Annotated in this window: 11 protein-coding genes; 3 read left to right on the plus strand and 8 right to left on the minus strand. The window is 39.8% G+C overall.

Features of this window, described 5'->3' with window-relative positions:
- Positions 1-36: 36 nt before the first annotated feature.
- Positions 37-297, minus strand: a complete 261-nt coding sequence (locus DXC23_RS02690; protein ID WP_022235179.1) for a helix-turn-helix domain-containing protein — start codon at positions 295-297, stop codon at positions 37-39.
- 433 nt (positions 298-730) lie between these two features.
- Here DXC23_RS02690 and DXC23_RS02695 point away from each other — a divergent pair, with 433 nt between their 5' ends.
- From DXC23_RS02695 to DXC23_RS02705, 3 genes are read left to right on the plus strand one after another with little or no spacing between them, the layout of a single operon-like run.
- On the plus strand, positions 731-2,005 hold the full coding sequence (locus tag DXC23_RS02695) for a DNA polymerase IV (protein ID WP_117704652.1): 1,275 nt from the start codon (positions 731-733) through the stop codon (positions 2,003-2,005).
- A 23-nt stretch (positions 2,006-2,028) separates the two neighbouring features.
- A complete protein-coding gene (locus tag DXC23_RS02700; RefSeq protein ID WP_117704653.1) occupies positions 2,029-2,268 on the plus strand; it encodes a hypothetical protein in 240 nt (79 codons plus the stop codon).
- A gap of 9 nt (positions 2,269-2,277) precedes the next feature.
- On the plus strand, positions 2,278-3,162 hold the full coding sequence (locus tag DXC23_RS02705) for a radical SAM protein (RefSeq protein ID WP_117704654.1): 885 nt from the start codon (positions 2,278-2,280) through the stop codon (positions 3,160-3,162).
- Positions 3,163-3,226: 64 nt separating this feature from the next.
- Here the strand turns inward: DXC23_RS02705 and DXC23_RS02710 are convergent, their stop codons facing one another.
- The 7 genes from DXC23_RS02710 to rplI form a co-directional block, all read right to left on the minus strand.
- The gene (locus DXC23_RS02710) at positions 3,227-3,718 is read right to left on the minus strand and encodes a DUF2798 domain-containing protein (RefSeq protein WP_117704655.1); all 492 of its coding nucleotides are present in this window, start codon (positions 3,716-3,718) and stop codon (positions 3,227-3,229) included.
- Positions 3,719-4,029: 311 nt separating this feature from the next.
- Positions 4,030-6,858, minus strand: a complete 2,829-nt coding sequence (uvrA, locus tag DXC23_RS02715; RefSeq protein ID WP_117704656.1) for an excinuclease ABC subunit UvrA — start codon at positions 6,856-6,858, stop codon at positions 4,030-4,032.
- Positions 6,859-6,923: 65 nt separating this feature from the next.
- Positions 6,924-8,939, minus strand: coding sequence for an ATP-dependent zinc metalloprotease FtsH (ftsH, locus tag DXC23_RS02720; protein WP_278286534.1), 2,016 nt, complete (start codon positions 8,937-8,939; stop codon positions 6,924-6,926).
- Between the two features lie 43 nt (positions 8,940-8,982).
- Positions 8,983-9,528: a hypoxanthine phosphoribosyltransferase gene (hpt, locus tag DXC23_RS02725; protein WP_117704657.1), complete on the minus strand. Its 546-nt coding sequence runs from the start codon at positions 9,526-9,528 to the stop codon at positions 8,983-8,985.
- Positions 9,521-10,858: a tRNA lysidine(34) synthetase TilS gene (tilS, locus tag DXC23_RS02730; RefSeq protein ID WP_117704658.1), complete on the minus strand. Its 1,338-nt coding sequence runs from the start codon at positions 10,856-10,858 to the stop codon at positions 9,521-9,523. Before tilS ends, hpt begins: the two co-directional genes overlap by 8 nt.
- Positions 10,851-12,218 carry a replicative DNA helicase gene (dnaB, locus tag DXC23_RS02735; protein WP_117704659.1) on the minus strand — a complete coding sequence of 456 codons (1,368 nt, stop codon included), beginning with the start codon at positions 12,216-12,218 and terminating at the stop codon, positions 10,851-10,853. The genes tilS and dnaB overlap by 8 nt, the downstream gene beginning before the upstream one ends.
- Positions 12,219-12,252: 34 nt before the next feature.
- Positions 12,253-12,699, minus strand: coding sequence for a 50S ribosomal protein L9 (rplI, locus tag DXC23_RS02740; RefSeq protein WP_117705056.1), 447 nt, complete (start codon positions 12,697-12,699; stop codon positions 12,253-12,255).
- Between the last annotated feature and the right edge of the window lie 6 nt (positions 12,700-12,705).

Below are 12,705 nucleotides of genomic sequence, written 5' to 3' on the forward strand. Positions count from 1 at the left end.
GGTAGGAAATAATATAATAAAAACAATCAAGCAAAATTAATTTTTGATCTTTTCATCTCTGCCGAGAAGATAATCAACAGATACCTCAAGAATGTCTGCAAGTGCAACAAGCTCAACATCTGTTACAAATCTTATCTGTCCCTCGAGCTTAGAAAGACCCGATGCGTTCATATCTACTCCGCTTACCTGAAGCTGAGCAAGGAGTTCTTTTTGTTTCATTCCCTTTTGCTTACGAACGCTTTCAACCCTGTGTCCAATCAAGTTTCTGTCGCCCAAATCCTGTTTACGAAGTCTCATTTTTCTCTCTCCCCAAAATTTATATTTCTTTTTTAAAATTCTTTAAAAACATTGTAGACTTATTATATTACTTTATTAGAAAAAAAACAAGGCTTTTTTGTAAATATTTTTAAAAATTTGAAATTTTTTTGAAGTTTAAATTACAACACTATAATATTTAGCGAATACTAACAAACAATGGTAATTTATATTGTCGATATTACATAGATTTTTAAAATTTTAGTTCATATGTGGAAAATTGTGAGTTGTTTAATAATTATATTTCAAAATGTTAAAATATGTTAATTCTCCTGTAAAAATATATTCTGCTTATATCGACTATAATTATTACAAAATAGTTACATAAATGTAATTTTTAAAAATTAGCTGACCGCTTGACATCCAAGAACATCTGTTCTATAATTTAATAAAACATTTGTTCGAGATGGTAAGTATGAAAATTTGTGACGCAGTAAATTCTGACCAATATAAAAGTGATCGTGCTATTTTGCATAGCGACTGCAACTGCTTTTACGCAAGTGTGGAATGTCTTTTGAATCCGAATATAAGAGATTTGCCTGTTGCGGTGAGCGGTGACGCAGAAAACAGACATGGCATTATCCTTGCGAAAAATGAAATAGCAAAAAGATACAGTGTAAAAACAGGCGAGGCTATATGGCAGGCAAAGAAAAAATGTCCTCAGCTTTTGACTGTTCCGGCACGACTTGATGTTTACAAAAAGTTTTCCGACAAGGTACGCAGAATTTACGCAGAATACACCGATATGGTAGAGCCTTTTGGACTTGACGAGTCGTGGCTTGATATTTCTCAAAATTACAAAAGTGATGTGCTCACCGTTGCAAAGGAGATTTCAGAGCGAGTAAAGGACGAAATCGGCATTACTGTAAGCATAGGCGTAAGTTTTAATAAAATTTTCGCTAAGTTTGGCAGTGACTACAAAAAGCCCGACGCCATTACCTGCATTACAAGAGATAATTATAAAAATCTTGTTTGGAATTCTCCTGCAAGCGACCTGCTCTATGTGGGAGGTGCTACACGAAAAAGACTTGAGCAGATTGGGATTTACACAATAGGCGACATTGCAAATGCTCCGATTGGTCTGCTGAGGACTCAACTCGGCAAATGGGGCGACTTAATCTACGGCTTTGCAAACGGCTATGACTCATCCCCCGTTGCAAAAATTGGCGAGTATTCCGAGGTAAAATCAATAGGAAATTCAACTACGGCTGTTCGTGATTTAAAAAATCTTGAGGACATTAAGGTTATTGCCTATGTGTTGTGTGACAGTGTGTGCAGGCGAATGCGTGAACAGGGCTTTGTGGGCAAAACCGTATGCATATATATGCGTGATACCAAGCTCTCCACTATCAGCAGACAGCACACTATGGGCACATATACTGCACTTACAAGCGAAATCACAAAGGTAGCTATGGCGTTGTTTAAAGAAAATTTTGACATCAAAAAGCCACTGCGCAGTATAGGCGTTTCCGTTACAGATTTTGCACACGATAATCTTCCCAGACAAATGGACATTTTTTCGGACGAAAGCAAAATAATTGCTGAAGAAAAGCTTGATAAAACCTTGGACAGGCTCAAGCAACGCTTTGGCAATTATATTATTCGTCCCGCATCACTCTTGACCGACAGGGGTCTGTCTGCCTTTAATCCAAAAGACGAACACACAATTCACCCTGTCGGTTATCTGTGAACTAAGGTTTACAGGAGGCACCTATGCTTAAAAAATATATTAAAGTTACCGCAACATTTGACTGTGACGGCAGTCTTGTGCCCGACTATCTTTTTTGGGATGACAACAGGCGCTACAAAATCGACCGCATAACAGATGTGCGATATGCATCTTCGCTTAAAGCAGGCGGCTGCGGTATTCGTTACACTTGCAGGATTCTCGGAAAAGAACGGTATGTTTTTCTTGAAGAAAACAAGTGGTTTGTTGAAGTAAAAGAATGCTGAGGTGTTTTTATGCATAAAGTTAAAGCTAAGGGCATTTTGTCAGCCTCAAACGGTATCAACATATACAGAGGTTGTCAGCATGGATGTATTTACTGCGATTCACGCAGTGACTGCTATCAGATGAAACATAAATTTGAGGATATTGAAGTAAAAGAAAATGCACCCGAACTTCTCGAAAAGGCTTTGGCATCTAAAAGAAAGCTGTGTATGATTGGTACAGGCGCTATGAGCGACCCGTATATTCCGCTTGAAAAGGAATTAATGCTTACGAGAAAATGCCTTGAAATTATAGAAAAGCACTGCTTTGGTGCGACTGTTCATACTAAATCGGCAAGCGTTATGCGTGATATTGATATTCTTGAGAAAATAAACCGAAAAAGCAAAGCTGTACTGCAAATGACGCTTACAACAGCCGATGAAAATCTCTGTAAAATTATCGAGCCTAATGTTTCGTCAACAGCCGAAAGAGTAAGAACTCTCAACGAATTTCACAATGCAAATATTCCGACTGTGGTGTGGCTCTCGCCGTTTTTACCATTTATAAACGATAGCCAAGAAAACATTGACGCACTGCTTGATTATTGCATAAAAGCAGGTGTAAAAGGTATTATTTGCTTTAAAATAGGCGTTACATTACGCAACGGCGACAGGGAATATTTTTACAGTCAGCTTGACAAATATTTTCCTGCAATGAAAGAACGGTATATAAAGACTTATGGCAACGCATATGATGTTGCAAGCAAAAACAATGATTTCCTTATGAAAAGGATAGAAAATGTATGCCGAAAAGAGGGCATTATGTTTGGAATAGAAAGGGTATTTTCGTATCTGCACGAATATGAAAACAAATATGAAAGTCAAAATAAACAGCTTAGCCTGTTTGATAATATATAAACAAAAAGATATACAGCGTAAAATCACTGTATATCTTTTTTAATGAATTATTTTCTTACATACATCAAGCCTCTTCGTGAGGTGGCTGCATAGCATTTTCTTTATTTTTACCTCTGCGGAAAATCAATCTGAAAATAAGGCGAACAAACGGGCCACAATAGAACATTTGATAGCAGATAGCCATTGGGAAATTAAGCGCCCAGGTCTGTACCCATGTACCGAATGACGGTGTTTTGAAAAGGCAAGTAGCAATAAGGCTCATTGTAGGGCACATAATGCAGCAAATGCAGATTGAAATAGCATATGTAATAAACTGTGGCTTGTCAGTAGGTTTCATTACAGTAAAAGCGAGCTTTGCGGCAATTTTACCGACAATAAAAAATTCAAGAATAAAAGCGGTCGGAGCCATAAAAATCAGTTCGTGCGTTGCCGCAAGAAAAGTTGTTCCGTCAACCTTGCCCGTATTAAGTGCAACATTGTAAACAATCATTCCGTACACCATAACGGTTGCCATAATGGCAGTAAATACTACATCTTCAAGTTTGTTTTTTGGCATAATAAAGTCCTCCCATGATAACATTAGCTATGTGTTGTTCGTTATCATCCGGAGGATGTGCGTTTCCAATAAGACCATATATTATGTTGTATTTTGCTGAAATCAGCTTGAATATAATAGCATACTAACAAATAAATGTCAAGAATTTTTTTATTAAACGCAGGCAATACTTAGATTTCTAAGTATCAGCCTGCGTTTTATTTAGAAATTTTTATTAAGTTTTTCAATAGTTGGGGTAAATTATGGTTTATAGAAATATTCATAAAACAATTATAAAAGTTTGTTTAACCATAATTATCCCACAACGCTGTTTAATTCATATTTAAAAACGGTTTTAAATACTGACCTGTAAATGATTTTTCATTTTTAGCAACCTCTTCGGGAGTGCCCTCTGCGATTATTGTACCACCCATATCTCCACCCTCAGGGCCGAGGTCGATTATATGGTCAGCTGTCTTGATAAGGTCGAGATTATGCTCAATAACCACAACGGTATTGCCAGTATCAACAAGTTTTTGCAGCACATCAATAAGGCGATGCACATCGGCGATATGAAGTCCCGTTGTAGGCTCATCAAGAATATATACAGTCTTGCCTGTGGGGCGCTTTGCAAGCTCGGTAGCAAGTTTTACTCGCTGAGCCTCGCCACCCGAAAGTGTGGTTGCAGGCTGACCGATTTTTATATATCCAAGTCCTACATCACAAAGCGTTTTGAGCTTTCGGTAAATTTTCGGAATGTTCGCAAAAAACTCCATTCCCTCTTCGGCGGTCATCCCAAGCACATCATTAATCGACTTGCCCTTATACTTTACCTCAAGGGTTTCTCGGTTGTAGCGCTTACCCTTGCACACCTCGCAAGGCACATAAACATCGGAAAGAAAATGCATTTCAATTTTAATAATGCCGTCGCCCTGACAAGCCTCACATCTGCCGCCCTTTACATTAAACGAAAATCTGCTTTGCGAAAAGCCTTTCATTTTTGCGTCTTGAGTGGTGGCAAAAAGCGCCCTTATATCGGTAAACACGCCCGTATATGTTGCGGGGTTTGAGCGTGGAGTTCTGCCAATCGGACTTTGGTTAATGTCGATAACCTTGTCGAGATTTTCAATGCCTTTTATGCCTTTATTCTTACCCGGAATTATTTTTGCTTTATTAAGGTCACGAGCGAGGGTTTTGTATAAAATTTCATTAATAAGCGAGCTTTTGCCCGAACCCGAAACACCCGTTACGCAAACAAGTTTGCCGAGCGGAATTTTTACATTGATATTTTTTAGGTTGTTTTCAGCAGCTCCGAGAATTTCAATAAACTTACCGTTGCCTTCTCTGCGCTTTTCGGGTACGGGAATAACTCTTTTATGGCTGAGATACTGACCTGTAATCGACTTTTCGCAAGCCTTTATTTCATCAACATTGCCTACGCAAACAATCTCGCCGCCATGCACACCTGCGCCCGGGCCGACATCAACAATACAGTCGGCAGCGTACATAGTATCTTCATCATGCTCAACAACTATAACCGTATTGCCAAGGTCACGAAGTCTTTTAAGCGTACTCAAAAGTTTTTCATTATCTCGCTGATGAAGTCCTATGCTCGGCTCGTCAAGAATATAAAGCACGCCCATAAGACTGCTGCCAATCTGAGTGGCAAGTCTTATACGCTGACTTTCACCGCCGCTGAGTGTACCTGCCGAGCGAGCGAGTGTGAGATAGCCTAAGCCTACACGCTGTAAAAAGCTAAGTCGCTCTCGGATTTCTTTTATAATTTCAGCTGAAATTATCTTTTCTTTTTCGGTGAATTCGATTGTATCAAGAAACTCAAGTGCGGACACAACGGATTTTTTACAGAAATCGGCAATGTTTATTCCGCCGACAGTCACCGCAAGGCTCTCTTTTGAAAGCCTGTCGCCGTGACATTCATCGCAATGAATTTCCGACATATATGTTTGGATTTCTTCCTTTATCCAATTACTCGAAGTATCCTTATATCTGCGCTCAAGATTATTTATAATTCCCTCAAATTTATGCTCATAACTTCCGCTGCCGTAAACCGACTTGCGATGTATTGTTATGGTTTCATCACCTGTACCGTAAAGCAATATATTAATAACCTCAGGCGAAAGCTCGCTGAGCGGTGCATCAAGCGAGAAATTGTATTTTTCAGCGAGAGCCTCAAAGTACATAGCCGCAATAGAGCTGCCCTCCATTGCCCAGCCACTTCCCTTTATGCCGCCTTGACGAACACTTTTGCTCATATCGGGAATTATTTTGTTTTCGTCAATTTTGAGGAAAACACCAAGTCCCGTACATTTTGGACAAGCACCGAAAGGATTATTAAATGAGAACATTCTCGGCGTTAAATCTTCAATGCTCACGCCATGGTCGGGGCAAGAATACTTTTGAGAAAACATTACATCTTCTCCGCCGACAATATTCACAAGAATAATGCCGTTTGAGAGCTTTGAGGCGGTTTCTATGCTGTCGGAAAGTCTTGAAGTAATTTCAGGCTTTACTACAAGTCGGTCAACAATTACTTCTATATTATGTTTTTTATTTTTCTCAAGCGGAATTTTTTCTGACAAATCGTAAACTATTCCGTCTGCCCTTACTCTCGCAAAACCCGATTTTCTTGCGCTTTCGAGTACCTTTACATGTTCGCCTTTTCTGCCACGAACAACAGGAGCCAAAACCTGAATTTTTGTGCCCTCGTCATAGGACATAATTTTATCGACAATTTGATCAACTGTCTGCTGGCGTATTTCTCGACCGCAAACAGGGCAATGCGGAACACCTACTCTTGCGTAAAGCAAACGCAGGTAATCGTAAATTTCGGTAACAGTGCCCACAGTAGAGCGTGGATTTTTTGATGTGGTTTTCTGGTCAATAGAAATAGCAGGTGACAAACCCTCAATGCTTTCTACATTTGGCTTATCCATCTGTCCTAAAAACATTCTTGCATAAGAAGAAAGGCTTTCAACATATCGTCTTTGTCCCTCGGCGTAAATGGTGTCAAAAGCAAGTGAGCTTTTGCCCGAACCCGAAAGACCTGTTATTACAACAAGTTTGTTTCTCGGAATTTCAACATTGACATTTTTCAGATTATGCTCCTTAGCTCCTCTTACTATAATTTTGTCGTGTTCCATCTCTTTCCCCTTTTCCCTATATTAGCAAATATAGCCTCTCAAAAGAGAGGCTATAAGATTAATTATTAGTTATCTTCGCTATTTTCAGCGGTTGAACTTTTATCATCATCCGACTCGGTTTCTTCCGCCTCAACAGGCTCAACATATGTGCCGTTCATAACAGCCTCAAAGTCATCGCCGCCCATTTTTTCGTGCTTGATAAGGTAAGCCGCAACCTCGTGGAGCTTATCAATATTATCTTTCAAAATGGTTTCTGCTCTGTCGTAAGCGTTGTTGACAATCTCAAGAATAAGCTCGTCAATCTTAGCGGCTGTTTTCTCTGAGTAATCCTGAGTATGACCCATATCTCTGCCAAGGAATACGGCGCTGTTGTCTTTGCCGTAGCAAATACAACCGAGCTCCTTGGTCATACCGTACTTTGTAACCATATCACGAGCTGTTTTTGTAGCTTTTTCGATATCGTTAGATGCACCGGTTGAAATATCGTCAAGAATAATTGCCTCTGCAACTCGACCGCCAAGGCATACTACGATGTCTTCAAGCATTTCTGTACGTGAGTTGTAAGACTTATCTTCAGACGGCAACGGCATTGTGTAACCGCCTGCCATACCTCTCGGAATAATTGAAATTTCGTGAACAGGGTCTTGTGTAGCAAGCTCGTGGAAACAGATTGCGTGACCCGCCTCGTGATAAGCGGTAAGTTTCTTCTCTTTGTCGCTCATAACTCTTGTCTTTTTCTCTGCACCAACTACAACCTTGATTGTAGCCTCTTCGATTTCATCCATAGTGATAGCCTTTTTATTCTTCCTTGCGGCGAGCAAAGCTGCCTCGTTAAGGAGGTTTTCAAGGTCTGCACCTGTAAATCCTGCTGTTGTTTTAGCGATGGTCTTGAGTTTAACATCAGGAGCAAGCGGCTTTTTGCGAGCGTGTACTTTAAGAATAGCCTCTCTGCCGTTGATATCAGGATAGCTTACAATTACCTGTCTGTCAAATCTGCCCGGACGCATAAGAGCCGGATCGAGAACATCGGGTCGGTTAGTAGCGGCAATAAGGATAACGCCCTCGTTTGCACCAAAACCGTCCATTTCTACAAGCAACTGGTTAAGAGTTTGCTCACGCTCATCGTGACCGCCACCGAGGCCTGCACCTCTCTGACGACCTACGGCGTCAATCTCATCAATAAAGATAATACAAGGTGAGTTCTTTTTAGCCTGCTCAAAGAGGTCACGAACTCTTGACGCACCAACACCGACAAACATTTCTACGAAGTCAGAACCGGAAATTGAGAAGAACGGAACTCCTGCCTCACCGGCAACAGCTCTTGCAAGCAAGGTTTTACCTGTACCTGGAGGGCCTACAAGAAGTACACCCTTAGGTATTCTTGCACCGAGTTTATTGTACTTTTCAGGAGCTTTCAAAAACTCTACGATTTCTTGAAGCTCTTCCTTTTCTTCGTCAGCGCCCGCAACATCATCAAATGTAGTCTTGCGCTTTTCATCGTTTGTATTTTTGATTTTAGCCTTACCGAAATTCATTTCCTTTCCGCCAAGACCGCCGCCCATTTTCTTCATAATGAATATCCATACGGCAATAAGGAGAACTCCCATTACAAGTATAGGCAAAAATTCATAGAGAAGAGTGTTGTCACTGCTCCTTATATAATCGTAAGAAACAGCTTCATCTGCTGAGGCAGTATAAACAGAAACATCGTCAATAAATCTTTCTACATCGGCAAGAGTACCTCTTATAACAACATTTTTAGTATTGTTAGAGTTGTTTCTATCGTTAGGATTTGTAGTGTCAATCTTACCGTCTGCATTAGAATTATCTTGAACAATGCTGTCTGATGTAGCGATATCCTTTACAGGCTTGAGTTTTACACCGTCTTTAAGTGTAATTTCTACCGCACCTGTACCGTAGTTGATTTTGTAGCTTGATACCTTGTCCTCTTTAAAGAGATTGACAAGCTGCGAGGTTGTGTAATTGTCAGATGAGTTCTGACCCCACAAAAACGCAATACCGAGCACAATCATTACCGCAACAGCAATATAAATAATTATGTTACGCAGTTTTTTGTCCAATAGGAATCACTCCTTTTTATAGTATGAATTTAAAAGCGTAATTTTATGTATCGTGTGAATAAACAGATTCCTTAAGTACGCCGACATAAGGGAGGTTTCTGTATTTTTCGGCATAGTCAAGACCGTAGCCAACAATGAAAGCGTCAGGAATAACCGAGCCAACATAGGCAACATCAATATCGGCAACTCGTCTTTCAGGCTTGTTAAAGAGAGTACAAATCTTTACTGATGCAGCATTTTTAGCATAAAGATACTGAGAAATAAAAGCAAGTGTTCTGCCCGAATCCACAATATCCTCTACAATAAGAATGTGCTTGCCGTCAACAGAGGTTGAAATATCTTTCTGAATATTTACTCTGCCTGAGCTTACCGTTGAATCGCCATAGCTTGAAACTGCAAAAAAATCAATACCGAAATCAAGGTTAATTTCTCTCATTAAATCAACCATAAACGATACGCAGCCCTTAAGCAAACCAACCATTATAAAGTCTTTGCCATTATAATCCTTTTCAATTTCTTTTGCAAGCGATTTCACAATATTTTCAATATCTTTTTCGCTGTAAAGTACTTTTTCTATGTCCTTATGCACAAAAAATCCTCCCTTGCTCACATATTAAAAATTTTCTTTTTTCTGCACTATAAGAAGTCTGAACGGATTTTATCCCCTTGCACCACTTAACATTACTGTTCACTGCCACGAGAGGAATTTCATCCCTCAGCTCAGACGGGATTTTAAATTCATTCATAGCCTTGCGTAAAGGCTTAGTAAGGTTTCTTTCTTCAAAATATATCTTGTCGCCCTGCCTGCGAGTACGCAAAACGGCGGCATTGATTTCTTCATCAGAAAGATAAATTTGATTTTCAACGGTTATATCTGTATTTTTTATTTCTTTAACAAAATATTTTATGTTATTAAAGATAAATTCCTTATCAATTATATTTGAAAACAATAATTCTTCATCAGTATTATTATTATCGGTCTTTTCAATTCTGAGTATTCCCTGCTTGGCAACCGCTCTGAAATCTCCAAACAAATCCACACTTCCGCCTTTTGCGAGTATATTCTCTATAAGTTCAATGTGAATATGCTCAGGAATACAGCTTGTACTCTCAAGACAAATTTTTTTAATTACATTCTGCCTGATTATTTTATCAAGCACGCAAATCTTTTGAGTACTGTATCCGTATTCACGCTTGCAATCACTCATTGCGGCAGCCGTTTGCTTGTCCATATATTCGGCTAGATTTTTGGCATCATCGCAAAGGCGCTTTAACGAGGTTTCAAAACTCGGATTGATTTTTTTAAGTTCAGTAATAACATTGTGACGGATTTTATTTCGTGTGTAATCATCGGTAAGATTTGTGCTGTCGGTTACAAAATCAAGCGAATTTGCTTTGCAATAACTTTCAATGTACGCTCTGTCACATAAAATCAGCGGTCTGATTATGTCATCTCGTTTTTCGGGAATAGCACAAAGTCCGTTGAGCGAAGTACCTCTTATAAGATTAATCATAAAGGTTTCCGCATTATCCGACAATGTATGAGCCGTTGCGATTTTACAGCCAAGCTCTTTGGAAAGCTCGTCAAAAGCCTTATATCTGACATTCCTTCCACAAAGCTCCGTACTGATTTTTTCATCCTTAGCAATGTTTGGCACATCTATTCTTTTTACAAACAGCTTAACCGAGAGTTTTTCGCAGTATTTTCTGCAAAATTCTTCGTCCCTGTCTGCCTCTGCACCTCGTATCATATGGTTTATATGGATTGCATACAAGGTAAGATTATATTTCTGCTTTACAGAATAAAGCATATGCAGCAGAGAAACCGAATCTGCGCCACCCGAAAGTGCAACCGCAACAGTATCATTATTTTCAAGCAAATTGTATTTATTTACAGCGGTTAAAAAAGGATTACTCACTTCTGTCCTCCGTACCTGTAAATCTCATAAATTCGCCCTGCCAATGCATTTTTACTGTACGAGCCTCACCATGACGGTTTTTAGCAACTATACACTCACCCGAATTCTGATCTGCGCCCTGCGGAGAATCGTCCTCATTTTTATCGTAATAACCCTCACGATAAAGAAAGAGTACAATATCGGCATCCTGCTCGATAGAACCTGAATCTCGAAGGTCGGAAAGCTGCGGTCTGTGGTCTGTTCTCTGCTCACTCGCACGAGAAAGCTGTGAAAGTGTGACAACAGGAACATTCATTTCCTTAGCAAGAATTTTTAAATTTCTTGTAATCTCAGAGATTTCCTGTACTCTGTTATCAATTCGTCTGCCACTGCCCATAAGCTGTAAGTAGTCTATGATAACAAGGTCAAGATTTCTCATTCTTCTGAGCTTTGACTTCATTTCGGTTATTGTAATACCCGGAGAATCATCAAGATAAAGTTCAGATTTTCCGAGAATATCGCTTGCAGGAATAAGTCTGCCCCATTCTTCATCGTTGAGCTTGCCTGTTCTCAGCTTTGTGCCCTCAATAAGTGCCTCGGATGAAAGCAAACGGCTTGCGAGCTGTTCCTTTGACATTTCCAAAGAGAAAAAGGCAACAGTCTTTTTTGCCGTACAGGCTACATAACGGGCGATATTCAGTGCAAAACTTGTTTTACCCATACCAGGACGGGCGGCAAGAAGTATAAGGTCACTTCGGTTAAGACCTGTAATAACTCTGTCAAGGTCACCGATACCTGTCGATACAGGTTTCATACTGTCATCGGTAGCGCTGTTGAGAGCGTCAAGTCGGTCGAAAGTCTGCATAATAACAGAATTTATCCTTTCAAGACCTTTTTTCTCGTTGCCCTGTCTTATATCAAAAATTTTCTGCTCGGCAGAGTCAATTATAACCGAGGTATCCTCTGTACCTGCCGTTGCGTCATCAATAATCTCTCTGGCTGCGGTAATGAGTCTGCGTGTGTTATACTTATCTCTTATAACCTCGGCATAAGCCTCTGCATTTGAAATGGACGGGCAGTTGTTGGCAAGGTCATAAAGGTATGTCTTACCTGTGGTTTCATCAAAAGAGCCTGTCTGCTTTAGCTTTTCAAGCAAGGTAACAAAGTCGATTTTGCCGCCAAAGTTGACCATTTCGGTCATTGTCTTGAAAATCAGCTTATGGAGAGATACATAAAAATAATCGGGCGACTTAATGTATTCAATTACTTTGTCAAATACATCGCTTTCAAGAATAATTGCACCCAGCAATGCTTGTTCAGCCTCTGGACTGTACGGCATATGAAGTCCGTCATAGCTGCTTGAAATCTGATTATCCGCCATCTGTCACCTCTCCTTTAATTTACTGTAATAAAAATTAAGCCTCAGAAACCTTAACTGTAATATTGGCAACAATGCCTGTATAAAGTTTTACATCAGCTTTGTAAGAGCCAAACTCTTTAATATCGCTTTCAAGCACAACCTTGCGCTTGTCGATATTTATATTATACTGCTTTTTAATCTCCTCGGCAACCTGTTTTGCAGTAATACTGCCGAAAAGTCTGCCGCCCTGACCTGCTTTTGCTTTCATCTCAAAGGTTTTGCCCTCAAGCTGAGCCTTGTAACCCTCAGCCTGCTTTTTCTCGGTAGCAATTTTAAAATTCTTTGAGTTTTCTGCGTTTTTATATTCATTCATAGCTTGTGCATTTGCCTCTCGAGCAAGGTTCTTTGGAAAAAGAAAATTTCTTGCATAACCGTCTGAGGCGTTTACAAGGTCACCTTTTTTACCGAGTGCCTTAACATCCTGCAAAAGTATAACTTTCATAATATC

Origin of the sequence: Eubacterium sp. OM08-24, assembly GCF_003438075.1 — a bacterium.
Taxonomy (GTDB): domain Bacteria; phylum Bacillota; class Clostridia; order Oscillospirales; family Acutalibacteraceae; genus Ruminococcoides.